This window comes from Streptomyces sp. NBC_01431, assembly GCF_036231355.1.
GTDB lineage: Bacteria > Actinomycetota > Actinomycetes > Streptomycetales > Streptomycetaceae > Streptomyces.
Genome location: NZ_CP109496.1, coordinates 636,460 through 661,382 on the forward strand (window position 1 = coordinate 636,460; position 24,923 = coordinate 661,382).

The following is a 24,923-nucleotide window of genomic DNA, read 5'->3' on the forward strand; positions in this document are numbered from 1 at the left end:
GTGATCTTGCGCCGTATGAGGTTTGTCCCGGCAATCGAAGGTATTCGGCCTACCTGTCCGACAGCGCACGCACCCGCCGGTCGCCGACGACGGGGAGGACCCGCGCGGCACGCGCTTCGCCGCCCCTCCACGCCGGGCCCGGGATTCCAACCGAATCCCTTCACTTTTGCACGACGAAAGACACACACCTACACACAGCCGATAGCAAGCCTTTGCCTTTGCGTACCTGTCAACTGGCCCTACCTGTCGGTACGTTCATGACTGCCACCACTTTTCGGGGTGGCAGACCCTCAACGTCAACTTGTCATGCACCTGGCGTTTCTTCGCGTTCCCGCCCGTCCCTGGGCAGGGCGCTCCCCCCATGGAGGAAGAACCGTGCACCAAAAACGAACCCTCAGGTTCGGACGTCGTTCCGCCGGCACCGCGTCCGCGCTGGTGTCCCTTCTCGCCCTCGTCACCGGCGGGCTGCTCGCCGCGACCCCGTCCACCGCCGCCCAGCAACCCGCCGCGTCCGGCCCCCACGTCAAGCAGTTGTGCGCGAAGCCGGCCACGCCCGGCACCATGCACTGCCTGGCGCTGGCCCGTACGGACGTCAAGCAGCACCTCGGCATATCCGCCGACGCCGCCCCCTCCGGCCTCGGTCCGACCGACCTGCAGAGCGCCTACAAGCTGTCGGCCAGCGCCGGATCCGGCGCGACCGTGGCGATCGTCGACGCCCAGGACGACCCCAACGCCGAGTCGGACCTGGCCACCTACCGCAAGACGTACGGTCTTCCGGAGTGCACGACGGCCAACGGCTGCTTCAAGAAGGTCGACCAGAACGGCGGCACCAGCTACCCGACCGCCGACTCCGGCTGGGCCGGTGAGATCTCCCTCGACGTCGACATGGTCAGCGCCGCCTGCCCGCAGTGCCACATCCTGCTCGTCGAGGCCAAGTCGGCCAACATGGACGACCTCGGCACCGCCGTGAACCGCGCCGTCACCATGGGCGCCAAGTACGTCTCCAACAGCTACGGCGGTGGCGAGGACGCCTCCGACCTCACGGCCGACAGCAAGTACTTCAACCACCCGGGCGTCGCCATCACCGTCTCCTCCGGTGACAGCGGCTACGGCGTCGAATACCCGGCCGCCTCCCAGTACGTCACCGCCGTCGGCGGCACCTCGCTGAAGCGCGACAGCAGCTCGCGCGGCTGGTCCGAGTCGGTCTGGGGCAGCAGCTCCGGCGGTGACGGCGCCGGTTCCGGCTGCTCGGCCAACGACCCGAAGCCGTCCTGGCAGAAGGACTCCGGCTGCGCCAAGCGCGCCGTCGCCGACGTCTCCGCGGTCGCCGACCCCGCCACCGGCCTTGCCGTGTACGACAGTTACCAGGCCTCCGGCTGGAACGTGTACGGCGGCACCAGCGCCTCCTCGCCGATCATCGCGAGCGTGTACGCCCTGGCCGGCACCCCGGCCGCGGGTACTACCCCGGCGTCCTACCCCTACGCCCACCCCGGTTCGCTCAACGACGTCACCTCCGGCGCCAACGGCAGCTGCAGCAACTACCTCTGCAAGGCGGGCACGGGCTACGACGGCCCGACCGGCCTCGGCACCCCGAACGGCACCGCGGCCTTCACCGGCTGACACCCCCCACGGGGCCGCCGCACGCGGCGGCCCCAACGGGCTTCGTGATGAGGCACCGAACCAGCGGCCCCGCCCTCACCCACGCCCCGCCTACGGCGAGTTGACCAACCCCCGATCCGTACCGGCCGGTCCGGCCGGGCCCCGGTGCGGGCGGTGGCGATTCGCCGACAGGCGGGGCGTGGGCGGGCGGGGCCGGAGCCCGTTACGGCTGGAGGTTCCGGTTCAGAACTCCCGCGCGGGCAGGCAGGCCAGGCCAGGCCACTGTCGCGCATGACGCGGTCGACGGTCTCCTCCAGGGAACTGTCAGCGCCGATGACGTTCTGCGTCCCCAGTACCGCAAGGAGTTCGAGGCCCCGTCGAGCAGGGAGCCGACATCATCGTCCGCACGGCCCCGACGGGCCCACCGGCGGCTGCTTCGACGCTGCGGGGCCGCTTCCCTGGTAGGCCAACGGCGGTCACGCCGAGCGGCGGTTCAGTGCTCCAGGCCGGAGCGGACGAGTGCCGCGGCCAGTCGTGGCAGGTCGCCCGCCGGGACAAGTCCGGCCAGGCCCTTGGAGGTGGCGGGCAGGCCGAGTGAGGCGGCGGTGGATCGGGCGCGTTCGTCGAAGAACGGGCGAAGCTCGGGCCAGATCCCCTGCACCTCGCGGCAGAAGATGTCGGCGCCGACAGGGCCGATCCGTGGCACCTCCTGAAGCAGCTCACGCAGCCGCTGGGGTTCGCCGTCCGCCTCGTCGCGCATGCGGCGCAGGTCACCGCGCCATCGGTCGAGGAGCAGTTCGGCTCCCTTGAGCAGGGCGGTGGCGGTGCTCTCGTCGTAGCGGACGTAGTGGGCCCGGCCGAGCGCGTCGACGATGGTCTGCCAGTCGGTCGCCGCCATGGTGCGAGGGGTACGCAGACGCGCGCGGAACAGCTCACGCGCGGCGTCGGTCGCGATGTCCGCCTTGATCCGGGTCGAGCACAGCACGGTCAGTACGAGCAGCTGGTACAGCGGCGACGGCTTGTCGCGAAGCGTGATTCCGGCCTCCTGCGCATACGTCCGGCCGTACTCACGCAGCAGCTCGGCCGTCACGTCCGCGGTCCTCTTCACCGTTTCGCCTCTCTCCCGAGCACCGCTCCAGGGCCGCGCCCGAGTCGCTCAGCGGGGTCGCCGGCATGCCGGCGCCTTTGGGCGCCCCGCATCCCGCTGTCATGGGCGGCTGGGCTCCCCGTGACATCCGGGAATGACGGGTGCCTGCCACTGCTCAGTAGCCGCTGAGCAGCGTTCGCAGTGACCGGAGGGCCTCCGGTCCCGCGTCGCTGTGCCATCGCGCGGGGTCGGCCGGGCGCCGGCCCCACAGGAGAAGGGCGCGTACGGCCGCGTCGCTCTCGATGGTGGCGGGCCCCTCGGCGGGGGCGAAGTCGATGCTCGTGCCGTCCGCGTCGGCGGTGACCACGATGTCATCGGTCCCGGGTGTGCGCAGGCGTCCTTCGAACCGGCCACCGGGACCCAGGTCCAGGCCCGCCGAGCCCCGGGCCAGCAGGGGCCGCCCGACGGAGATCACGCTGTGCCGCGTCATCCACGGCTCGGTCAGTGAGTCCACCGCGGTGCTGTCGTCACCCGTCAGGTCCCACCTGTGCAGGATCAGTTCTTCTCGCATGTGTTCGGCGAAGAACGCCGCGGTCACGGGGCGTCCGGTCCACATCACCGTGGTCTCCGGCGCCAGGTCGCGGGCGGCCGTCTCGGTGACTTCGGTGAGCTCTTCGCACCTCGTGGTGAACGCCGACCACAGTTCGGGGTCGGACAGCGCGCGGTAGGGGTCCTCGCGGTCGAAGCCCCGGGTCTCGACCGGCTCGCCGGCCAGGTGTGCGGCGAGGACACGCGCCAGTTCCTCGGCGTTGCCCGTCTGGTGGATCAGAACATCGCGGACCGTCCACGCTTCGCACCACGTACCGCTGTCGGGACGGCGCAGCTTCACGGCGTGGGCGAACGCCTCCCACTCCGGGAGGATGTCTTTGACTCGGGATGCGACCACGAGGCTTGCAGTATCCCGAACACCCGGATTCGAAACCTCGCCTTCCCCGCGCCGGCAGGGGGGGTCAGGCCGTGTCTTGGTCCGCCGTCGCACCGGCCCGCACCCGCGAGGGCCCGCGTCGAGCGAACGCGGCCAAGGTGATCGTCTTGGTTTGCGCCGTCACCTGCCACAGACAAGCTCCGCCAAGTGGTTCAGCGAGTTGGGAAGATGCTCGGGGCCGAACGGCGGGAAGGTGATGCCGCGATCCCGGATGTACCGCGGCACCGCCGACCAGTCGTAGGTGAGCGTGACCTCGGTCTCGGACGGACCGAGCGGCACCAGGTCGTAACGCCAGATCCAGCCCCCGAACTCCAGCTGTCCGTCGCCCTTCTCCTGCCCCGTCAGCCAGCCGATGGCGCGCGGCGTGTCGAGCACCTGGACCTTGTTGACCGTCTGGTAGTCACCGTCTGGATGGTTGGGGTGGTACATGGCCATCCGGAAGATCTGCCCCACCTCGGTCAGTGGCGCCCGGTCGACCGCGTCCTGAACCCAGCCGGTGCCATCGATCGAGGCATGGGTGGCCGGGTCCGCCAGCACCGCGAACACCTTCGCGGCGGGCGCGGCGAAATTCAGGGTGGCGCTCACGCTCTCCTGGTCCACGGTGTGCACGCTCCTCGTCATCGCATCTCGGGCCGCCCGCGGGCACGGGAGGCGGGACGGCGGTCCCACCATGCAGACGACTCCGCGAGGCGGAACTCATCGGTCGCGTGGGCGCAACCCACGCCGACCACCGAGGGGGCGCACAAGGGTCAGGTTTCGCGGGCCGGGGTGGCAGTCTCACTCATACGTATCTCGCGGCACGCCACCGCGGAGCGGTACCGCGTGGCGTTGAACTGGGCTCCGGTCAGCAGGGCGAGGTTGGTGAACCAGAGCCAGACGAGGAACACCACCACACCGGCCAGCGAACCGTACAGACGGCTGTAGGAAGCCAAGTGGCCCGCGTAGAAGGTGAATCCCGCGGATGCGGCGAACCAGAGGACCACCGCGAGCACACCGCCCGGCAGCCCCCGGCGGATGCCGCGCGCCTGGGCCGGTCCGGTGTGGAAGAGGACGAGCACCAGCATCGTCACGACGCACAGCAGCACCGGCCAGCGCAACGCGTCCCACATCCCCGCCGCATGGGCTCCCACCAGCGGGACGGCCCGGCGGGCGAGCGGGCCCGAGACCACGATCGCGGCCGAGCCCGTCACCAGCAGAGCGAGCAGCAGGAGCGCGGTGACGACGATGGTGTGGGCCGTGCGCAGCGCAGGCCGGTTGTCGGGCATGCGGTACATCGCGTGCAGGGCCCGGCGGAACACCGCGAGGTAGCTCGACGCCGACCACAGCGCGCTCACCGCGCCCGTCACCACCAGCACCCATACCGTCGACTGCGTGGCGGTCATCTCACGCAGCGCGCTGCGCAGCGCGCTCGCCGACTGCGCCGGACCGTACGCGGTCAGATCGTCGATGAGCCGGCCGGTCGCCTGGGGAGCCGCCAGGCCGATGGCGGAGACCGTGGCCAGGAGCGCGGGCACGATCGCGAGGACGGCGTAGTAGGTCAGCGCGGCGGCCCAGTCGGACACGTTGTCGTTCCAGACCGCCACAGCTGTGCGCCGCAGGGCTGTCGTCGTCTGGTTCACACCGCTTCGCTGAGCATTCCGGTGCGCAGTTTGGTCAGGATGCGGGAGAGCAGACGCGAGACCTGCATCTGGGAGACCCCGAGTTCGCCGCCGATCTGGGCCTGGGTCATCTCAAGGCCGAACCGCATGTCCAGGATGTGCCGTTCCCGCTCGCTGAGCCGCTCCATGAGCGGGGCCAGCGTCTGAACGTTCTCGACCTTCTCCATGCCCGGGTCCTCCTCACCGACGAAGTCGGCGAGGGTGCGGCTTCGTACGCCGGAGCTTTGGCCGCCGCCGTCCGGGTCGGCGGACGTGTCGAGCGAGCCCGCGGTGTAGCCGTTGGAGGCGACCAACCCCTCGATGACCTCCTCCTCGCTCAGCTCCAGATGCGCCGCGAGTTCCTTCACGGTGGGGTCGCGGTCGAGTACGAGGGCGAGGTGTTCCTTGCCCTTGGCGATGTCCACCCGCAGTTCCTGCAAGCGGCGCGGAACGTGCACCGCCCACGTCGTATCGCGGAAGAACCGCTTGATCTCGCCGACGATGTACGGCACCGCGAACGTGGCGAACTCGACCTCGCGCGACAACTCGAACCGGTCGATCGCCTTGATCAGACCGATCGTCCCGACCTGGATCACGTCCTCCATCTCGCCACCGCCGCGGTTGCGGAACCGACTCGCGGCATACCGCACGAGCGCCAGATTCATCTCGATCAGCGTGTTGCGGGCGTACTGGTGCTCACGCGTGCCCTCCTCCAGCTCCTGGAGCTGCGAGAAGAAGAGTTTCGACAGTTGGCGCGCGTCCCGGGGCGCGATCTTGCCCGTGTCCTCGATCCAGGGCAGCTCTGTCGCCCCGGACTCCATGGTGATGGTCGCCGCCCGGTTCTGCTGCTCCGGTCCTGCCACCGCTGCCATGAGGAATCACTCCCTAGCCGTCGCCGATCTTGAAAACAGACGTGTGCCCCCGATGCTCCGGATCATTCCTGCGCGGCCCACGAAAATCGCTCGCGACGTTCTCATGACCTACGAGAAGCGGGGCGCGTCGGCGCCGACCGCCGGTGGTCAGCGCGCGAGGACGGCTTCGATCGCCTTGCCGCCGCCGGCCCGGGGCAGGACGCTGACGCGGTGGGCGAGGAGCTGCACCATCGGCCAGCCGAAGCCGCCGCCGTGACCGCTGAGGTCTGGGCAGCGCTCCTGGGGGCGGGCGGGGCTGGAGTCCTCGACGATGACGCGCAGGGTGTCCCGGTCGGCAAGGATCGTCATCGCCTCCACACCGCCCGCGTGCCGGAATGCGTTGGTGACCAGCTCCGACACGATCAGCGTCAGATTCTGCGCGGTGTCCGTATCAACGTCGGGGCACTGACTGGCGAGGAAGGCCGCGGCGTCGTGGCGCGCCTCGGCGGCCAGCCGCGGACGACACACCACTTCCGCGAGCCGGTACCGCTCGCCGTACTCCCTCACGTTGCCGTACTGCACACAGGTCACCTCGTCCGGAATTCGCACAGCGCACAGCGCACCTTAAGGGGAACGCCTGCCCGGTGAAAGCGTGGTGTAAAACGCACGGCTGCACGAAACACCAAGTTGTCCGCTTGTTGATGGGATGACCACCTTCGCCCCACCCGATGGGAGCCACGAGCTTTTGGGGCCCGGAGCCCCATCGCCGTCGGCCCGAGCCCCCTGTGCCCGCCCCTCTCGGCATGGTGCCGCGGGCGGAGCCCTACGACTGGCCGGCCGGCGGCTCGGCACCGGCGGGGACTTCGTAGATCCCTCCGTCGACACCCGACCGGTAGAGCTTGCCCGCCGAGAATCCTCGCTCGCCGCGGCCGTAGGTGACCTGGGTGGAGAGATACATTCCCGACTCGACGGCGCAGAGCTTTCCGCCCTCGGCCCGCCAGATCTGTCCGGCCGCGTGAGTGGCGATCAGCGGACGCCCGCGGCTGTCCAGGGTGAGACCGTCAGGAAGCGCGAGGGCGTCGGTGAGGGCCGCGGAGATCCAGCGTCGCGGGTGTGCCGGGTCGCCGACGGGAATCCGGTACAACCCCGGGGCGACGGTGGTCTGGATGACGTACACCTGGGTTCCGTCCGGGGACACCGCGATGCCGTTGGGCTGTCGCACCTGCGCCCAGGCGGGCTCGACCTGCCCGTTCGGTGTGACGCGGCCGATGTTCCGGCCGCCCAGGGTCGTGGTGTACACGGTGCCGTCGCCGGCGAGGGCCACCCCGTCGATGCCGCCGAGCCCCGAGGCGTACGTGGTGGCCTTGCCGGATTCCGGGTCCACGAGGAGGAGCTTGGACACGGGAAACGCGTCTCCGCCGAGGGAGTGCGCGAGGTCGTTGCCGGTGCCGACGAGGAGTTGACCGTCGTCGCGGACGACGATCCCGCCGTTGGCGCCGATGTCCCCGGTGAGGGCGACCGGCGCACTGCCCGGCGCGTCGATGCGGTAGACGCGGCCACTGAAGTACGCGGTGACGAACATCCGGCCCCGCCGGTCGACGGCGATCGACTCGACCCAGTCGGGTACGTGCGCCACTTCGACCGGCGGCGCCGAGCGCGTGGCATCGCAGGCCGGCGCCGCGTGGGCGGGAGCGGGCACGAGTGCGCCCGAGGCCGCGGCCAGGACGAGCGCTGACGCGATCTTGCGGCGCGGCCCCCGCAGGGCGGCGTGGAGCAGCCTGCTCAGCTTCCTCTTCATCGATGCCTCTCCGCGATCCGGGTCGGTGTGCCCTGCGAAGTATCGGCGTCGGGATCTTCCTGCGCCACCCCGCCTCCCCAGCCGCCTGATTCGTCAACTACGGCTGGGGATACGGGAGTTAGCCTGGTCGCGAGGATCACGGAAGGCGGACGGTGACCTCCGGGTCGGCCGCGGAGGGCCCGTCGAGCACGGACTGCGGGATCCCCTTCAGATGCAGGTCCAAGAAGGCCGCGACGTATGTCCGGGTGAGCTCTTCCGAACGCTGCGGGGTGATCCCGCCCGCGGAGGGAGCACCCACCAGGGAGGCGAGCAGGGGCAGGTCGGTGAACGTGCCGTGCTCGGAGCCCGCCACGGACAGCCAGCGCTTCCAGCCGTTCAGGTGCGACCATGCCGCGTTCCAGGTGTCGTCCTGGTCACTGGTCTGCTCGCCGAACATCAGGAAGGGACGGCCGTCGAGACCGTTGTCGGGCACCGGGGCGAAGAAGGTTCCGTCCAGGTTGATCCCGGCCCGGACGCGGTGGTCGGCGGCCATCGTCACCGCGCTGGCGGCGCCGCCGATGGAATGACCGGCCATGGCGATGCGTCCCGCGTCGATCATGCGGGCATGGCGCCATGCCGGATGACGCCCCGTCAACTGGTCGAGCACGAAGGAGACGTCCCTGGCCCGGCTCTCCTCGATAGTCGCGGGGCCGCCCGCCGGTGGTTGGTCACAGATCGCGCAGGGCAGGGTGCGCCCGTCGGGGAAGGTCGTCCCCGACGACTCGTAGGTGTGGTCGACCAGGGCGACGACGTATCCACGGCTGGCCAGGTCCTCGGCCAGTCCGCTGAGCGTGGCCCTCGGCAGGGTGAAGCCGGGAGAGAGCACCACTAGCGGGAACCTGCCGCCCGCGGGGGCGGCGTCGGAGCGGGCCCATGTGCGGAACTCGCTGATCTTCTCGGCCGGGAAGGGGGAACCGGGCGCCTTCTCCTGGAGCAGGAGCCGTGCTTCGTCCTCAGTCATGTAGGGCGCGGGACCGCCGGTGCGGGGCCGGGCGGGGTAGTACATCGACACCATCAACTGCCGTGCCCCCGCCGACGGTACCCAGGGGTCCTGGCGGTGCTCGTCGACGAGGTGGAGGATGCTGCGGCCGACGGCATGGGGGCCCGTCGGGCGGGGCAGCCCGGAGGGGGCCTGGACCGCGTTCGAGGCCGTGGGGTTGGTGGCGGGTGGGTGGGCAGGCGAGGCCAACGCCGAGGTCGTACCGGCGGCCGACAGCGCGAGTGCGAGCACGCACACGGTGGCCATGGCGGTGGAACGGGCTCTGTTCATGCCCAAAACGCTAGGCCGGGACCGCGTGGCACGGCATCGCCCCACGGACGGAGCCGATGACCGTCCCGAGGTCCATGACGGCTCACCTTCAGGGAGGAGTGGCCCAACTCTCCGTCATACCTGAGTAGTTGGTGGTCCTGCGCCGGGAACCCGAGGACTGCACCCGTCGATGTCGGACCCGCTGTCTATCCTGGGCACATGATCGATCTGCCGCTCTCCGCGCTGGAAGTCGCCATGGTCCAGAACGGCACCCGGGCCGTGGACACATTGCGGGATACCACCGAGTTCGCCCGCCGCCTCGATGCCCTCGGCTACCGACGGCTTTGGTACGCCGAGCACCACCACTCCCCCGCGATCGGGGCGTTCCCGCCCGTTGTCCTCACCGCCCACGCCGCGGCGTCGACGCGAGCCATCCGCCTGGGCTCCGGAGGCGTACTCGCGCCCAACCACGCCCCGATCATGCTGGCGGAGCAGTTCGGCACGCTCGCCGCACTGCACCCCGGCCGGATCGACCTCGGCATCGGCCGCGGCCCCGGAACGTTCCACGAGCCGACCGCCCGAGCCCTGCGGCGCGGGGCGGGTCCGACGACGGACGAGGAGTACCGGGACGACGTCGCGGCGACGCTGCGCCTGCTGCTGGACGAGGTCGCGCTCGGGCCGCTCCCCGAGCCGTGGCTGCTGTCCTCCAGCACGGCCGGCGCCGCGCTCGCCGCGGAGCTCGGCCTGCCGATCGCCTTCGCCCACCACATCCGGCCGGACAACACCCTCGCCGCACTCGACCACTACCGTGCGCACTTCTCCCCCTCCCGATGGTGTGAGCGCCCGCGGGTGCTGGTCTGCGTCGAGACGGTGTGCGCCGAGACGCCGCAGGAAGCGGCGCGGCTCGCGGGGCCGATGAACGTCATCAAAGCCGGTCTCCTCAAGGGGGAGAGTGACACGCCGTTCCCGTCACCCGAAGAGGCTGCCCGGCATCAGTTCACCGCGCAGGAGGAAAGGGCACTGGCTGCCTTCCTCGCTCATCAGGCACACGGCACACCCGAGATGGTCCTACGGCGCCTCACCGAGCTCGCAGCCGCGACCGCGGCGGACGAACTCATGCTGGTCACGCCCATATACGCGGTGGCCGACCGGTTGCGCTCCTACGAACTGGTCCAGCAGTGCAGCGTGCCGCCGACATCGCCGGAACGCTGAGTGCGCCCGAGAGCCGCTCTGGTGCGGAACTCCTTTGACGGTCCCGGGCGTTGAACCGAAAGAGCCGGCCGCCGGGCGCCCCGGACCACGGGCGCCCTCCCCTCAACAGAGAGCAGGACAGGAATGACGTACGAGCAACCGCTGCCTGAGCCGGACCCGGCGGCGAAGGGACCCACCGCGGCGGAGCGGGCGGGGCGGGAGGCGGTGCGCCACCAGGCGCAGGGGATGGGTCATCACGAGGCCGCCCAGGCGTTCCGCCGTCTGGCCGCTGCCGCGGACAGCCCCTCGCAGGACGAGGTGAACGGTCCGGCCGACACGGCGGACGAGGGCCGCCGCCTGGCCGAACTCGCCGAGTGGGAACGGATAGTGGGGCAGCTGTCCCTCCACGCGGGCACCTACGATGTCGCGTCCGATCCGTACGTCCAGGGGGAGCGTGCGGCGCACGAGCGGCTGCGCGCCGCGCGGTAGCGCCGTCGGGCCTTGGCCGCGAGCCGTCAATTGTTCTCCGCCTGGAACATCCAGGCGTGCTTTTCCAGGTCGGCCGTCAACGTGATGAGCAGATCCTGACTCACCGGGTCCGGCTCCCCGGTCACGGCGATCCGCTCGCGCATGCGCTCCACGACCTTGCCGAGGGAGACCACCAGGATCTCGACGGCTTCGGAGTCCTTGATCCAGCCCTCCGGCAGCGTCCCGATCGCGCTGGTCGCGGCGACGGTCGCCGAGCGGCCGTCCGGGTTGACCCCCAGGGCCGAGGCGCGTTCGGCCACCGTGTCGGAGTGCTGGCGTGCCGTGGTCACGACCTCGTCCAGTTGCAGATGGACGGAGCGGAAGCGAGGTCCGACCACGTTCCAGTGCACCTGTTTGGCCGCAAGCGAGAGATCCACCAGGTCCACGAGTGCGCCCTGCAACGCTGCGCCGACCGCCTTCAGGTCCTTCTCCGGCAGCGAACTCTTCACGACAGACACGCGTACTCCATTCGTCGTTCTCGATTGCACGTCCTTTTTTCGCGTGCCTCGGAATTCGACGCTCAAACGTCGTCCGAAAGCCGCCCCGGCGCACCGAGGGAGCCGCCGCCCATGCGTGCGGCCACTGGCCCCCCAATGCGCCACTCGACTGGCATAACCGCTCCTGGCCTGGGCACCCTACGCGGCGGGGCCTTGGGCGGCCCGGAACGACTCAACCGCGTGCACCGTGTCTGACGGCCCGGTCACACCGACGCCTGGAGATCACCATGAGCATCATTGCCTGGGTTCTGATCGGCCTTCTCGCCGGCGCCATCGCCAAAGCAATCATGCCGGGGAAGGACCCAGGCGGCTGCTTCATCACCATGATCATCGGAATCGTGGGCGGCGTCCTCGGTGGATGGCTCGGGAAGGTCATCTTCCATGTCCACTCCATCAAAGGTTTCTTCCACCTGTCGACGTGGATCGCGGCCATCGTCGGCTCCGTCATCGTGCTGATCATCTACCGCCTGATCACCGGCAGCCGCAGCCGCCACTGAGTTCCGGCGGAGCCGGCCGAGGCCGGATTCCACGAGGTTGTGCGTCCTCATGGCATTGCGCACACCTCTGTCAGCGCCGCAGCCACAGATCGCTGTTGCCCGCGATGACCACCGTGCCGTTCGCCAGGGTCGTCACGGCGGACGGCGGCTGGGCGTGACAGCCGAGTTCGCCGCGCTGCCAGCCGGTCGGGGTGCCGTCACCGGTCCAGACCGCCCCGCAGTACGTCGGCATCGTCTGGGGGTTCTTCCCCGGTACGCGCAGGCTGCCCACCACAACGGGGTGGCCCTGAGCATCGACGGTCGCCGCGACGACACCTCCCGCACCCATGGCGGAGGTGTCGGCCTTGGTCCAGGCGGCGCCGTCCTGACTGGTGAGCAGTACCGGCACTTCGGGCTTGGTGGGAGCGCCCGTGAGGCCGCCCACGGCGAACCATCGTCCGGCCGCCCGGAAAGCGCCGGTCATGACCGTGCCCGTCGGCAGCCCCTCGACCGTGCTCGCCGTCCAGTGCAGTCCGCTGTCGGCGGAGTGCCAGACCAGCAGCGTGCCCGTGGGCACGGTGGTGAAGGCGTTCGAGGAGTACCTGCCGACCACGATCACCTCCTGGCCGTCGGCGGCCATCGGTCCGGCCGTGGTCTGTGACCAGCCGGCCGGGGCCTCTGGCAGCGACACGCGCCGCACCGTCGCGCCGCGGTCGTCGGAGACGTACAGGAAGGGAGCGGTGCGGCTGGAGACGGTCTCGCCGCCGGCGATCAGCAGCCGACTCCCGCTCCGTACGGCCGAGTTGACCTGACCCTGGTCCGAGGTGTCCGTCTGCTTGACCGCCCAGGGCAGCTTGAGGTCGGCCAGCTTCCGTATCCGCCCGTTCCGTTCGCGCATGTGCACAACATCGGATACGAAGCTCTGGGAGCCGTCGTCCCAGTCGACCACCGCCTGCGCCGGTACGCCGCCGCCGGGGGCTCCATGCCGCATCGAGTTCGGCACGTCGGACTCATCCTTGGGCGAATCCGCGGGGTCGGGATGCAGGGTGAGCTTGATACAGTCCGCGTTGCCCGACCAGTTGACGGGCACGTTCTCGTATCCGTTGGGGTAAGTCCCCACACCCAGCACGCAGTTGCCCTCTCGGGCGAGGAGTCGCAGCCCCTCGCCGGGCGGGAGATATCCCTTATCGTCGGCCGCCGGCCATTGCACACTGTCGGCGTACCGCACGAACCCCAGCTTCTCGGCCCCGACATGCCCCGTGCCAAGTGGCGAACCAGCCGTGCGCGTGCCGCAGGCCGACAGCGAAAGCACCAGAACTGCGGCCCCGGCGTGCGCAACGAGGCGCCCCCGTCCCCCGCGAAGAATCATCCGGACACCCTAGCGATCCCGGTGAACGCCCGGCAGTGGCAGGCCGCCCGCTGCGGTCCCACACCACATCCCGTGCCGGGCCTGGGCCCGCCGTATGCCCGCCGCGCGGACGGGGCCGGGATGCGCACCCCACACCCAAACCCCCGGCCCCTCCCTGGCGAAAAACCCTCGCGCCCTGCATCACCGCGGTCCCCCTGGGCACCTGTACCCGCCACGGTGCGCCCCGTCGCATCGTCCCCAATGGACGTCAGGCAGAAAGCGAGGAACGCTGGTGGAGGACCCTGATTCCTCAGTCACGCGGGGTTTGTTCCAGGAACCCGCTCAGCGAGGTCGACCATGGCGCGTTTGATCACTCCCAGCGCCCCCTCGGCTCGGTTCATGGTTCCCGAACGCCTGTGGCGGCTGCCCGGTGTGTACGCCCCGCAGGCCGACACCCGGCTGCTCGGTGACGCCCTGCGCCGCGAGGGCGCTCTGACCGGTCTGGACGTACTGGACATCGGCACGGGCAGCGGCGCTCTGGCCCTGTACGCCGCACATCAGGGCGCCCGGGTCACCGCACTCGACGTCTCCCGCCGTGCCGTGTGGAGCACCCGGCTCAACGCGTGGCGCGCCGGGCGGCGGATCACGGTCAGGCACGGCAGCCTTGAGTCCCTCACCGACCGCCGCTTCGATCTGGTTCTCAGCAACCCGCCCTATGTCCCCGCCCCACATCGCAGGCCGCCCGCGCGGGGCGCCGCGCGGGCCTGGGACGCCGGCATCGACGGCCGCCATGTGCTCGACCGGCTGGGCGAGACCGCGCCCGCCCTGCTGCGTCCGCACGGCGTGCTGATGCTGGTCCAGTCCGCACTGAGCGGCACGGACGCGACGCTGCAGTTGCTGGAGGCGGCCGGTATGCGGGCGAAGGTGTCCGACCGGGCCGTCATCCCGTACGGGCCCGTGCTGCGCTCGCGAGCGGCGTGGCTGCGCACCCGAGGGCTGGTCGGCCCCGACGACACGATGGAAGAGCTGGTGGTGATCCGTGCCGAGCGCTCCTGAACATCCCCGCCCCGCGCCCGCGCGGCGGGTGACTGTCGATCCCGAAGGTCCGGTGCTGGTGGAGGGCCCCGTCGAGGTGACGGCGGCCGACGGCACCACCGCACGCTCGGACCGCTTCGTCGTCGCCGTCTGCACCTGTCGGCGCACCCGCACCCCGCCCTGGTGCGACACCAGCCACCGCCGCCGCACGAAGGACCCCAACGCCGTGAAGGACACTCAGTGACCGCCCTGCCCAGCCCGCGCGGCCCCCTTTCCCATGCCGTGATCGCCGCGTTGCGCGACGGCCCGGTCGATCAACTCCCCGGCGCGGCCGACACCCGCACCGCCGATCCGTACGGTGACGACCTACAGCTCGCCCTGTATGTGCTGTACGAACTGCACTACCGCGGCTTCGCCCTTGTGAGCGACGACCTCGAATGGCACCCGGCCCTGCTCGCCGTGCGCCAGTGCCTGGAGGCCCCGTTCCTGTGCGCCCTGCGCGCCGATACACCGGACAACCGCGGCGCACGGCAGGCTCTGGACGACCTGCTCGTGGAACCGGTCGACCGCACCGGCAGCGTCAGCCACCACCTGGCCGACGACGGAGAGCTCTGGCAGATGCGGGAGTACGCGATGGTCCGCTCGCTCTACCACCTCAAGGAAGCCGACCCCCATGTCTGGGTCGTACCGCGCCTGCGCGGGCGGGCCAAGGCCGCGATGGTGGCCGTCGAGTACGACGAGTTCGGCGCCGGGCGCGCCGAACGCATCCACGCCCGGCTCTTCGCGGACCTGATGGAGGATCTCGGCCTGGACACCGGCTACGGCCATTACGTGGACCAGGCGCCGGCCGAGGCCCTGGCCGTCGTCAATCTCATGTCGCTCTTCGGACTGCACCGCGCGCTGCGGGGCGCCCTGGTCGGCCATTTCGCCACCGTGGAGATCACGTCCTCGCCCGGCTCACGCCGCTTGGCCGCCGCCATGCGCCGCCTGGGGGCGGGCCCCGCGGCGGAGCACTTCTACACCGAGCACGTGGAGGCGGACGCCGTTCACGAGCAAGTCGTCCGCCATGAGGTGGTCGCGGGTCTCCTGGCCGACGAACCCCATCTGGACGCCGACATAGCTTTCGGTGCCGACGCCACCGAACTCGTCGAAGCCCGGCTCGCCGATCGCCTCCTGACGGCTTGGAACAATGGGCGCTCGGCCCTGTACGACCCCCAACCCGTGGCAGCGCACTGACCCCAGGAATTACGCCCTCACAAAATGCGCCCTGCGAATCCCCGGGTGTAATCTGATATCCGCTGGGTACTCGGTGGCTCGGAGGGTGATAACCATGATTCCGTTGCTTCTCGTCCTTCTGCTGATCCTGATCCTCTTCGGTGCCGGCTTTGCTCTGAAGATCCTTTGGTGGATCGCGATCGTCGTCCTCGTTCTGTGGCTGATCGGTTTCGTGGCCCGCCCGAGGGACGGTGGCGGCCGCTGGTACCGCTGGTAGCCGGTCAGGCGGGCTGAGCCCCATCTGCACAGGTCACACGTCATGTGTGGCGATGGCGCGTCACACCCCTCGCGGTGCGGCGCGCCACTGTCATGTCGGTAGCCGCTGTCATGTCGGTGGCACGGGAAGCCGGTTGCCTCCACCGCCCCGGCGATCGCACCGGTTTCTCGTGAAGCGCCGGGCGCGGACCGGGCGTACGGTTTGAGACGCAGAGTGTGCGTGGGATCTCCACGAGCGCCGCGGGGGAACAAAGGCGCCCCGGGGAATTCTCGCCAAACTGCCGAACACTATTGGCGGCGCACTGTTTGCGCCTCGTCGAGAAGCATGTGTGGAATCAGAGGAGCAGTTTTCGAACCACCACGTTTGGATCGGCCGCGCGCGTGCACACGTATGTATGTCGTTGCTGTCCGACGAGTCCACAGGAGTGATTTCTATGTCCGGTGAGAAGAAGACCAAGGCCAAGGCCGAGCAGGCGAAGGGCAAGGTCAAGGAGGCGGCGGGGCGCGCCGTCGGCAACGAGAGCATGGAAGCGAAGGGCCGCGCCGAGCAGGCCAAGGGGGACGCGCGTCAGGCCAAGGAGAAGACCAAGGACGTGTTCAAGCACTGACCCACTGCGCAGTCGAGCCCGGCCGGAAAACCGGCCGGGCTCCGCCGTGCTCTCGCCGGATCCCGCGCAGTGCGGGGTCAGCCGACGGTGGGGAGGCGGACCTGCAGAAGGCCGTCCTCGGTCACCTTGGTCTCGAAGACGGGCTGCGGCGACGTGGCGGGACCGGCCACGTTCATGCCGTCGGACAGGCGGAACACACTTGAGTGCCAAGGGCATTCGACACAGCCGTCGGAGACGGTGCCCTCGGAGAGCGGACCCGCGAAGTGGCTGCATCCGTCGGCCAATACGTGGAAGTCACCGTCCGCCGATCGCATGACGAACAGGGGCACCGTGTTCAGCATGCGCCGCACCGCTCGGCCCACCGGCAACTCCGCCACCGTGCCCACGCTGTGCCAGCCGGGCTTCACCAGATGCGCCACGGCCTCCGTCTTGTTGGAGCCCGCCGCCTGCCGGAAGGCGATGTGCCCACCGATCACGCCGCCCAGACCGGCCGCGGCGAGCCCGGCGAACGCCAGCGCCCTGCCGAGCACCGGCTTGCCGCGGCCCCGTACCCTCCAGGACCCGGCATACAGCCCGATCGCGGTGGCATTCGATACGGCGTGCACCAGCCCGGAGCGCAGTTGCTGCGGCGGCTGTTCCGCCCAGTCCACCCACCCCGACAGTGCGGTCGGCGCCGCGGAGACCACGCCCACACCGACCAGCAGCCGCGCGCTGCGTCCCGCTCCCGGCACGAGGTCGAGGACCGCTGCGGAGAGCCAGGCGCCCATCGGTACCTGGACCAGTGCCGGATGGAGGGGATGCCCGATCTGGCGACCGTGCAGAACGTCGCGGCAGCGTCCCAGCGGCAGACCCCGCACGGCCCGCTGCAAGGGGCTGATCACCCGGTCCAGAGCCTCGGCCCCTCCCAGCGCGTCGAGCGCCTTCACGAGCGGGAGCCCGCTCGGGCCTGCCGCCCCACATCGCTTTCGCTGACCTTTGGCAGGGCCGGAACTCACGCTTGGCTTCGCAAACATCGCTGACAGCAGTCGCATGTCGTGCGGGTTACCTTCCCGCCCACCGCCCAAACGGCTTCGGGTCTTCTCCACCCCGCTCGGCCCGCGATGCCACCTCGTCTGGCCTCATCGAGGCTTCGCCACCCGACTCAGCCCACGAGACGTCTGCGCCAGTCCAGCGGCGCCACCGTGATGGCCTGGCCGGGGTCGCCGTCCCATTCCACCGTCAGGCCGCACTCCTTCAAGGCGGCGACCGCCTCTCTGCCGACAGCCGCGGTGGTTTCCGGCGAGCCGTCGAACCCGCCGTACAAGAGGGTCAGTCCGTGCCCGGACGCGGCCGCGTCGGTGCACTGGGAGTGGAAGTAGACGAAGCCGCGCGCGTCCGGCGAACCGGCGCCGCCTATCTCCGACTGGCCGCACGAACGGCAGCACGTGAAGTGCTCCCGTGCCGTGATGCCCGCCGCGTCCAGCGCGGTGAACGCCCTGGAGAGCCGGTCCGGATCCGTCTCCCCCACCCAGCCGGCCTGTTCCTCGACGCGCTCCAACCACATGCGGTCCACCAATCGCCGGGCCTGCTCGGGCGAGACCGGCCGGGCGGCCGCGGTGACGAGATAGTCCTCGGCCAGCTCCGCCAACTCCGCGCGGGTGGCATAGCCACCCAGTATCACTTCACGGACCCGGGCCTCCAGCAGCCCGCGCTCTTCGTCGCCGAGTTCCAGCGCGGGAACGGGCGCAACTGGTCCGAAGTCCAACCGCTCCCAATCCGGCCCGGCATTCCAGTCCTCGCTCAGGCGGGCCCAGCCGGTCATGGCCGCGATCACCGCTTCCGGCCCGTCGAGCGTCGCCCGGAAGTGCCGGTCGGGTGCGCCGTCGCGGTACTCCAGCGTGTAATCGGCCCCGGCGTCGTGCCACACCTGAATGAACACGTCGGGCAGATCAGGGATCCGCTGGACGACCAGGAACCTGTCGCCCTCCGGGCCGATCCGCCGCACAAGCCCGGCGAACTCCTCCGCGGCCACCCTGGAGTGCCGCTCGCCGTGCTCCGTCTCCACCGTGATCTCCAACATGCCAGCCACGATCGCATGCCCCACTGACAATCCACCGGACTGCCCACCGCCAACACCGGCGTCGGCAACGGCAGCTCGCGCCGAGCGCGGTCGCCCCCGCTCGTACGGGCCCGGTCCCCGCGGGGAGCGGATGTGCGCAGGGGGCGCCCGAGGTCAATGGCGGCTATGGAGCCAATAAACCAGCGTGCACTTACACCACCGCGGGATCGCTCCCGACCGCCGGGGTTCGAACCCGGACCACTGATTCCCGAAGTACCCATCGCCTGCGCACCGGGCGCCTCCTGCGCCGCCACCGTATGCGGATCGAGCCCGTGGGGGCACACGACTAACGGCCTCGCCGCCGACCGGTCCCGCAGGCGCCGCCCCCGGCGGGCCGGTCGGCGGGGACATCCGGGCGGCTGTCGTAGGGTGTCTCCGTCGCAGCACCGTACGGAGTCGGAGCAAGTTGAGCGTGTCCTCTTCCTTCCAGCCGGTCCTGGACCGCATCGCCACCGAAATCGCGGCCACGCCGGGCCGCGGCCGCCCGGCCGACTACATTCCGGTCCTCGCCTCGGCCGACCCGCAGCGCTTCGGGATGGCCGTCGCCGAACTCGACGGCACGGTGTACGGGGTAGGCGATTGGCAACAGCCCTTCTCCACCCAGTCGATCACCAAGGTCTTCACCCTCGCGCTGTGCCTCTCCAGCGAGGGCGACGCCCTGTGGGAACACGTCGGCCGCGAACCCTCCGGCAACCCGTTCAACTCCCTGGTGCAGCTGGAGTACGAGGCCGGCATCCCGCGGAACCCGTTCATCAACGCGGGCGCCCTCGTCGTCACCGACCGCCTCCAGACCCTGACCGGCGACGCCGCCGGCACGCTGCGCGACTTCCTGCGTGCCGAGTCCGGCAACGCCCGTCTCACCTTCAACGAGCAGGTCGCCACGTCCGAGGCCGCGCACAGCGACCGCAACGCCGCGCTGGCCCACTTCATGGCGTCGTACGGGAACATCACCACCCCCGTCCCGCACCTCCTCGACCAGTACATCCGGCAGTGCTCCTTCGAGGCGTCCTGCGCCGATCTGGCGCGGGCCGCCGGGTTCCTGGCACGCCACGGCATACGTGCCGACGGCTCGGCGCTGCTCACCCGCAGTCAGGCCAAGCAGATCAACGCGGTCATGCTGACCTGCGGCACCTACGACGCCGCCGGCGACTTCGCCCACCGCGTGGGCCTGCCCGGCAAGAGCGGGGTGGGCGGCGGCATCATCGCCGTCGTGCCCGGTCGCTGCACGCTGTGCGTATGGAGCCCCGGGCTGGACGAACGCGGCAACTCGGTGGCCGGTGTGGCGGCACTGGACCGCTTCACCACCTTGACGGGCCTGTCCGTGTTCTGACCCGGCGTCACGACCGCCGCATCCCCCCATCTCAGGCTCTGGCGGCCACCCTTCCTTTCTGTACCTACTGGTATGTACAGTCCCTTGTCGAAGGCTACGCCGCCCGCTGGACATCCACATCCGGCGACAGAAGGGACCTGAAACCATGCCGTTTGTCCGCATCGACGCGCTGGGAGCCGACAGCGATCGCCTGGACGCCCTCGGCCGCGCAGTCCACGACGCCCTGGTCGAGAGCATCGGCATCCCGCCCGACGACCGCTTCCAGGTCCTGGTCGGCCACGACGGGGTGAGCAGCACACTGCGCTACGACAACTACCTCGGGATCCCCCGCGACCACGGCATCGTGTACATCTCGATCACCATGCGCTCCGGGCGGACCCCCGGGCAGAAACAGGCGCTCTACCGGCGCATCGCCGAACTCGCCCACGCCTACGCGGGCACAGAGCCGGGGAACGTGTTCGTCACCGTGACGGAGAACGAGTCGATCGACTGGTCCCTCGGCAACGGCTTGACGCAGTACGCTCCTTGACCCGGTGCGGCCGCCGCACCGGCCCGGCAGATCCGGCCCAGAGCAAGGTGTCAGGCACCCGCGCGCCCAGAGGCACGGCCCGAACTACGCGTGCAGGGTGCCGTCCAGGACCGTGACGGCGTTTCCCGTGAGGAGGACACGGTCGCCGTGCAGCGCCGTGCGGACCAGGCCCGTGCGCGCCGAGGCCTGGAGGCCGGTGAGCCGGGTGCGGCCCAGGCGGCCAGGGCCTCCAACAGGCCTTGCGGGACGGGGACTTCGGCACTGGGCGCGGCCGGGAAGTCCAGTGTGATGGCGCCTTCCCGGTCGGCGTGGGTGGCCAGGGTGCCGTACTCCCGGCTGCGGAACCGGACGGTGCCGAGGAGCCCGCGTTCGATGCGCAGGACGTGGGCGGCGGCCAGGGTGGCGTGGCTGGGACAGCGCACCCTGCACGACCGGCCGGAACGGGCGGGGCCAACCGCCCCACGCCGCCCTCATTACTCCGGAGGTAATCGCCCCCTACCTCCGCCCTGGGCCACAGTGTGGGCACACCACACGACAGCGGTCGGTGTCACCGCACCAACGGGGAGAGCCTCATGCCGTACTTCACCAGTTCCACCGACGGGACCAAGCTCCACTTCATCGACTACGGACCGGCCGAAGGACCCACCCTGGTCTTCGTCAACGCCGCTTACTTCGGCACCGAGATGTGGGAGTTCCAGATACTGCCCCTCGCCTGCGAGGGCTACCGCTGCATCGGGCTCGACCGGCGCGGCCACGGCAAGTCCGAGGACGTGTGGGACGGTTACGACCTCGACACGCTCGCCGACGACCTGGGCTCGCTCCTCGACCACCTCGATCTGCACGACGTCACCCTCATCGGGCACTCCATCGGAACCACGGAATCGGTGCGGTACTTGACCCGGCACGGCAGCGAGCGGGTAGCGCGGCTCGCCCTGGTCGCCGGCATGGCACCGGGCATCGTACGCAGTGACGACAACCCCGACGGGCTGCCCGCCGAGGCCATCGAGGCGGCCAACGAGACCTTCCGCAGGGACCGGGCCGAGTTCTTCTCCAGCGGTATGGAGGACTACTTCGCCCTCGGCCTGCCCGGCAACGACGTCTCCGCCGCGTACGCGCAGAAGGTGGTCCGGGACTGCCACGGCGCCACGGCCCGTGCCGCGACCGCCATCGTGGCCAACTTCGTGACCCTGGAAATGGCTCCCGAGATACGGAAGATCGACGTTCCGACGCTCGTGATCCACGGCGACAAGGACGCCTCCGCGCCCATCGATCTCACGGGTCGCCGCGCCGCCGCCCTCATCCCCGGCAGCGTCTTCAAGCTGTACGAGAACGGGGGCCACGGCCTGTACGTCACCCACGCCGAGCAACTCAACGCAGATCTGCGGGAGTTCACCGGCCGCTGACCGAGCGGGGGGCCGGTTCGCCTGCGCGAAGATCCACGGTGTCGACAGAACACATGCGGGTCGGACACAGTGGCCTCCCCGTCCTTGTGACCGAGCCATCAGCGCCGAGGAGCCACCGTGACCCAGTGGGCAGGCCGGACCGCCACCGACATAGCCGAAGCGGTGCGCCGCAGGGTGGTCACACCCCGGGAGGTGGTCGCCGAACACCTCGCCAGGATCGACGGGCAGGACGGGCGGATCGGTGCGTTCCGAGTGGTGCGCGCCGCAGCCGCGCTGGCGGAGGCCGAAGCGGTCGGCGCACGGGCGGACCTGTCCCAACTTCCGCTCGCCGGTGTGCCCGTGGCCGTCAAGGACAATCTGCCGGTACGCGGCGAGACCACGCGCAACGGTTCGGCCGCGACGCCCGCCACACCGGCCGCCGAGGACCATGTCACCGTGGCGCGTCTGCGGGCGGCCGGGGCCGTGGTGCTGGGCCTCACCCACGTACCGGAGCTGTGTGTCTTCGGCACGACGGACGGGGTGCATGGCATCGCGCGCAACCCGTGGGACCCGACGCGCACCGCCGGCGGCTCCTCCGGCGGCAGCGCGGCCGCCGTGGCGGCGGGCCTCGTACCGATCGCGCTCGGCAACGACGGCATGGGTTCGCTGCGCATACCCGCCGCGCACTGCGGCCTCATCGGCCTCAAGCCGGGTACCGGGCGAGTGCCCGTCGATCTCGGCGGCGGCTGGTTCGGGATGTCGGAGAACGGCCCGCTGGCGACGACATCGGCCGACGCACGGCTGATGTTCTCCGTGCTCGCGGGCGAACGGTTCGACGCGGCCGACGGTGAGTCGGTGGCGAGTGGGGCGGACGAGGGGCCGAGGGCAGGCCGCACCACACCGTCCGGCCACCACCCACTCAAGATCGCCTTCTCCGCGCGCAGCCCGATCGCGGGGGTGCGGGTCAGCGGGACGTACGCGGCGCTCGCTCGCCAGGCCGCGCGGACCCTCGGTGGTGCGGGCCACCATGTGGCGATCGCACACCCGCCCTACCCCCTCTCCTTCGGCACCGTCGTCCTCGCCCGCTGGGCCGGGGGCACCGCGCAGGACGCCGAAGGCCTCGACCCGCGGCTGCTCGCTCCCCGCACCCGGCGCCACGCGGCGGTCGGCCGGTTCGCGGGGCGGCTGGGCCTGTTGCGCACGGACCACCGGGCCGCGCTGAACAAGCGCCTCGATCCGTTCTTCGCGGAGTACGACATCCTGCTCACCCCCGCGCTCGCCCGGCGAGGCCCGGCGGCCGCCGCCTGGCACGAGCGCGGATGGCTGGCGAACGTGCTGGTCAACACCGTCTGCTCGCCGATGACTCCGCCCTGGAACCTCTCCGGTCTGCCCGCCCTCGCGATGCCCTTCGGCACTCTGGCGACGGGACTGCCCGGTTCCGTCCAGCTCGTCGGACGGCCCGGCTCGGAACGCCAACTGCTCAATGTGGCAGCCCAGTTGGAAGAACTGTGCCCCTGGGAGCGCACCGCACCCACCGCCCGCGCGCACCGCTGAACCCGACGAGGGGCCGACGCCGACAGGCGCCCGATCACATCCGGCCCGGCCCCGCCTTCGGTGAAAGATTCAACCGTCTTGCGCCGCAGGTGAGTTGGGGGTTCTCAAGGTGACTGCCCCGCCGCACACATGGCATGATCATCCTTCACGTTACTTGCGGGTAACGCCCCTCCCCCAACTTCGAAGGTCACACCTACGTGCGCATGCTCACCAGACGCCTCCTGCTCCCCGGCCTCACCGCCGTGGCGCTCGCCGCCACGGGTTGCTCCTCGCCGACGCACACCGGCGCCGCCGAGGTGCCGAACGCCGCCACCACCACATCGGCCGACGGCGCGCAGCAGCTCGACGTGGCCGCCGCGCCACAGGGGTCGTCCGCACCGACACCCCTGGCCCGCACCCGTACTGGCAAGGGCCAGCCGGAGAAGTCCTCGCTGAAGGTCGCCTCCTACGACAAGGCGAGCCAACGGGCCGTCATATCCACGGCCCCCCAGGGGCACACTCCGTCGCCCAGCCACTCCCCCGCACCCGACAAGCCCGTCGCGGTGGGCGACATCATCGCCAGTGCCCCGGCGCCCGGCGCCCCCAACGGCCTGCTCGCGAAGGTCACCGATGTCGTCGGCAAGACCGACCACGGCACCGAGGTGAAGACCGCGTCCACGACGCTGGCCTCCGTCCTCAAGGACGACAAGGCCGACGGCAAGGTGCCGGTCGATCCGGCCTCGGTCACCGTCGTGCCCCTGATGAAGGGCGTGACCTTCTCCTGGGCGAAGAGCCAGGGCGTACGGTTCGGCCCGCAGGGCGCGAAGCTGCCGCTGGGCAACCTGCGGCTCGACGTCAACGCCTCGGTGGACACCGCCAAGGACGCCCCCGCGTCGGCCGCCGCGTCGGTCTCCGGTTTCGTCCAGCTCGCCCCCGAGGTGGAGTTCTCGTACGACGGCAGGACGGACGGCGGGCTCGGACTGAAGTCCGCGTTCCTCGGGATGAGCGGCGACTGGTCCTCACAGTGGGCGCTCAAGGGGCGCGCCGCCGCGAGCACGGGCGCACCCAAGCGGATCCCGTTCGCCCAGCTGCACACGGCTCCCGTCATCCAGGTGGGCCCGGTGCCGGTCGTCGTCAACCTCGACCTGACCTGCTATGTCCAGGTGGAGGCCGACGGCCACGTCACCCTCGATGTCCAGCAGGACGTCAAGGGCGACTTCCGCGTCGGCGGCAGCTACGCCTCGGGCAAGGGCTGGGCCCCGGTCAGCACCTCGGCCGTGCACAGCACCCCGGTGCAGGCGAGCGTCACCGCCTCCGGACGCGTCAAGGGCGCCCTCGGCGCGGAGGCCTCCGTCGGGCTGTACGGAGCCGTCGGTGTGAGTGCCGACTTCGCTCCGTACGTACGCGGCGAGGCAGACGTCAAGGCTGCCGCGTCCAGCGACGGCAAGACGTCGCTCACCGGAGCCTGGGCGCTGTACGGCGGCTTCGACCTGAGCGGCCAACTCCATTTCCAGCTCTCCCTGTTCGGCACGCCCGTCATCGAGCACCGCATCCCGCTGGGCACCCTCAACCGTGAGTGGTCACTGGCCGGCGGACACTCCTAGCCGCGATCCGATCGGGTACGGACCTTGC

General features: G+C 70.5%; 26 protein-coding genes and 2 pseudogenes. 15 read left to right on the top strand and 13 right to left on the bottom strand.

Features of this window, described 5'->3' with window-relative positions; translation table 11 throughout:
• The first annotated feature begins 375 nt into the window (after positions 1-375).
• Both OG522_RS03170 and OG522_RS03175 read left to right on the top strand, forming a co-directional pair.
• Positions 376-1,620 carry a S53 family peptidase gene (locus OG522_RS03170; RefSeq protein WP_329461368.1) on the top strand — a complete coding sequence of 415 codons (1,245 nt, stop codon included), beginning with the start codon at positions 376-378 and terminating at the stop codon, positions 1,618-1,620.
• A gap of 355 nt (positions 1,621-1,975) precedes the next feature.
• Positions 1,976-2,064 (top strand): annotated as a pseudogene (locus OG522_RS03175) (short-chain dehydrogenase); the annotation flags it as partial.
• A 28-nt stretch (positions 2,065-2,092) separates the two neighbouring features.
• Here the strand turns inward: OG522_RS03175 and OG522_RS03180 are convergent.
• From OG522_RS03180 to OG522_RS03215, 8 genes are all read right to left on the bottom strand, one after another.
• Complete coding sequence (locus OG522_RS03180; protein ID WP_329461369.1) at positions 2,093-2,707, bottom strand: endonuclease; 615 nt, start codon at positions 2,705-2,707, stop codon at positions 2,093-2,095.
• A 154-nt stretch (positions 2,708-2,861) separates the two neighbouring features.
• Complete coding sequence (locus OG522_RS03185; RefSeq protein ID WP_329461370.1) at positions 2,862-3,632, bottom strand: maleylpyruvate isomerase N-terminal domain-containing protein; 771 nt, start codon at positions 3,630-3,632, stop codon at positions 2,862-2,864.
• 159 nt (positions 3,633-3,791) lie between these two features.
• Complete coding sequence (locus OG522_RS03190; protein WP_329461371.1) at positions 3,792-4,271, bottom strand: polyketide cyclase; 480 nt, start codon at positions 4,269-4,271, stop codon at positions 3,792-3,794.
• 149 nt (positions 4,272-4,420) lie between these two features.
• Positions 4,421-5,290, bottom strand: a complete 870-nt coding sequence (locus OG522_RS03195; protein ID WP_329461372.1) for a YihY/virulence factor BrkB family protein — start codon at positions 5,288-5,290, stop codon at positions 4,421-4,423.
• A complete protein-coding gene (locus OG522_RS03200) occupies positions 5,287-6,129 on the bottom strand; it encodes an RNA polymerase sigma factor SigF (RefSeq protein WP_329467463.1) in 843 nt (280 codons plus the stop codon). The genes OG522_RS03195 and OG522_RS03200 overlap by 4 nt, the downstream gene beginning before the upstream one ends.
• 198 nt (positions 6,130-6,327) lie before the next feature.
• Complete coding sequence (locus OG522_RS03205) at positions 6,328-6,768, bottom strand: ATP-binding protein (protein WP_329461373.1); 441 nt, start codon at positions 6,766-6,768, stop codon at positions 6,328-6,330.
• 214 nt (positions 6,769-6,982) lie between these two features.
• Positions 6,983-7,957: an SMP-30/gluconolactonase/LRE family protein gene (locus OG522_RS03210; RefSeq protein WP_329461374.1), complete on the bottom strand. Its 975-nt coding sequence runs from the start codon at positions 7,955-7,957 to the stop codon at positions 6,983-6,985.
• A 136-nt stretch (positions 7,958-8,093) separates the two neighbouring features.
• Positions 8,094-9,266 (bottom strand): alpha/beta hydrolase family protein, encoded by a 1,173-nt coding sequence (locus OG522_RS03215; protein WP_329461375.1) that lies wholly within the window; start codon positions 9,264-9,266, stop codon positions 8,094-8,096.
• 198 nt (positions 9,267-9,464) lie between these two features.
• Between OG522_RS03215 and OG522_RS03220 the strand changes: the two genes are divergently transcribed.
• Both OG522_RS03220 and OG522_RS03225 read left to right on the top strand, forming a co-directional pair.
• A complete protein-coding gene (locus OG522_RS03220; RefSeq protein ID WP_329461376.1) occupies positions 9,465-10,457 on the top strand; it encodes an MsnO8 family LLM class oxidoreductase in 993 nt (330 codons plus the stop codon).
• Between the two features lie 123 nt (positions 10,458-10,580).
• Positions 10,581-10,925 (top strand): hypothetical protein, encoded by a 345-nt coding sequence (locus OG522_RS03225; protein ID WP_329461378.1) that lies wholly within the window; start codon positions 10,581-10,583, stop codon positions 10,923-10,925.
• A 26-nt stretch (positions 10,926-10,951) separates the two neighbouring features.
• Here OG522_RS03225 and OG522_RS03230 read toward each other — a convergent pair whose 3' ends face one another.
• Positions 10,952-11,422, bottom strand: a complete 471-nt coding sequence (locus OG522_RS03230; RefSeq protein ID WP_329461379.1) for a Dps family protein — start codon at positions 11,420-11,422, stop codon at positions 10,952-10,954.
• 266 nt (positions 11,423-11,688) lie between these two features.
• Here OG522_RS03230 and OG522_RS03235 point away from each other — a divergent pair, with 266 nt between their 5' ends.
• The gene (locus tag OG522_RS03235) at positions 11,689-11,958 is read left to right on the top strand and encodes a GlsB/YeaQ/YmgE family stress response membrane protein (RefSeq protein ID WP_329461380.1); all 270 of its coding nucleotides are present in this window, start codon (positions 11,689-11,691) and stop codon (positions 11,956-11,958) included.
• A 70-nt stretch (positions 11,959-12,028) separates the two neighbouring features.
• Here the strand turns inward: OG522_RS03235 and OG522_RS03240 are convergent, their stop codons facing one another.
• Positions 12,029-13,165 carry a hypothetical protein gene (locus tag OG522_RS03240; RefSeq protein ID WP_329461381.1) on the bottom strand — a complete coding sequence of 379 codons (1,137 nt, stop codon included), beginning with the start codon at positions 13,163-13,165 and terminating at the stop codon, positions 12,029-12,031.
• A gap of 519 nt (positions 13,166-13,684) precedes the next feature.
• Here OG522_RS03240 and OG522_RS03245 point away from each other — a divergent pair.
• The 5 genes from OG522_RS03245 to OG522_RS03265 all read left to right on the top strand — a co-directional run bounded on the left by OG522_RS03245 (position 13,685) and on the right by OG522_RS03265 (position 16,419).
• Complete coding sequence (locus OG522_RS03245; protein ID WP_329461382.1) at positions 13,685-14,341, top strand: HemK2/MTQ2 family protein methyltransferase; 657 nt, start codon at positions 13,685-13,687, stop codon at positions 14,339-14,341.
• A 28-nt stretch (positions 14,342-14,369) separates the two neighbouring features.
• Entirely contained in the window at positions 14,370-14,564 is a 195-nt protein-coding gene (locus tag OG522_RS03250; RefSeq protein ID WP_329461383.1) for a CDGSH iron-sulfur domain-containing protein, read from the top strand.
• Complete coding sequence (locus tag OG522_RS03255) at positions 14,561-15,556, top strand: iron-containing redox enzyme family protein (protein ID WP_329461384.1); 996 nt, start codon at positions 14,561-14,563, stop codon at positions 15,554-15,556. Before OG522_RS03250 ends, OG522_RS03255 begins: the two co-directional genes overlap by 4 nt.
• Positions 15,557-15,650: 94 nt before the next feature.
• Entirely contained in the window at positions 15,651-15,812 is a 162-nt protein-coding gene (locus tag OG522_RS03260) for a DUF5670 family protein (protein WP_329461385.1), read from the top strand.
• Between the two features lie 433 nt (positions 15,813-16,245).
• Positions 16,246-16,419, top strand: a complete 174-nt coding sequence (locus tag OG522_RS03265; RefSeq protein ID WP_329461386.1) for a CsbD family protein — start codon at positions 16,246-16,248, stop codon at positions 16,417-16,419.
• 77 nt (positions 16,420-16,496) lie between these two features.
• On the opposite strand, the gene OG522_RS03270 is transcribed toward OG522_RS03265, so the two are convergent.
• Positions 16,497-17,345: a Rieske (2Fe-2S) protein gene (locus OG522_RS03270; RefSeq protein WP_329461387.1), complete on the bottom strand. Its 849-nt coding sequence runs from the start codon at positions 17,343-17,345 to the stop codon at positions 16,497-16,499.
• 215 nt (positions 17,346-17,560) lie between these two features.
• Positions 17,561-18,478 carry a DUF6891 domain-containing protein gene (locus OG522_RS03275; RefSeq protein WP_329461388.1) on the bottom strand — a complete coding sequence of 306 codons (918 nt, stop codon included), beginning with the start codon at positions 18,476-18,478 and terminating at the stop codon, positions 17,561-17,563.
• 445 nt (positions 18,479-18,923) lie between these two features.
• Here OG522_RS03275 and OG522_RS03280 point away from each other — a divergent pair, with 445 nt between their 5' ends.
• Both OG522_RS03280 and OG522_RS03285 read left to right on the top strand, forming a co-directional pair.
• Entirely contained in the window at positions 18,924-19,847 is a 924-nt protein-coding gene (locus OG522_RS03280) for a glutaminase (protein WP_329461389.1), read from the top strand.
• A 145-nt stretch (positions 19,848-19,992) separates the two neighbouring features.
• Positions 19,993-20,376 carry a tautomerase family protein gene (locus OG522_RS03285; protein WP_329461390.1) on the top strand — a complete coding sequence of 128 codons (384 nt, stop codon included), beginning with the start codon at positions 19,993-19,995 and terminating at the stop codon, positions 20,374-20,376.
• Positions 20,377-20,460: 84 nt separating this feature from the next.
• Here the strand turns inward: OG522_RS03285 and OG522_RS03290 are convergent.
• A pseudogene (locus OG522_RS03290) lies at positions 20,461-20,783 on the bottom strand (oxidoreductase); the annotation flags it as partial.
• Positions 20,784-20,948: 165 nt separating this feature from the next.
• On the opposite strand from OG522_RS03290, the gene OG522_RS03295 reads away from it, so the two are divergent.
• From OG522_RS03295 to OG522_RS03305, 3 genes are all read left to right on the top strand, one after another.
• The gene (locus tag OG522_RS03295) at positions 20,949-21,779 is read left to right on the top strand and encodes an alpha/beta fold hydrolase (protein WP_329461391.1); all 831 of its coding nucleotides are present in this window, start codon (positions 20,949-20,951) and stop codon (positions 21,777-21,779) included.
• Positions 21,780-21,896: 117 nt separating this feature from the next.
• Positions 21,897-23,312, top strand: coding sequence for an amidase (locus OG522_RS03300; RefSeq protein WP_329461392.1), 1,416 nt, complete (start codon positions 21,897-21,899; stop codon positions 23,310-23,312).
• A gap of 197 nt (positions 23,313-23,509) precedes the next feature.
• A complete protein-coding gene (locus tag OG522_RS03305; protein ID WP_329461393.1) occupies positions 23,510-24,895 on the top strand; it encodes a hypothetical protein in 1,386 nt (461 codons plus the stop codon).
• Positions 24,896-24,923: the final 28 nt, after the last annotated feature.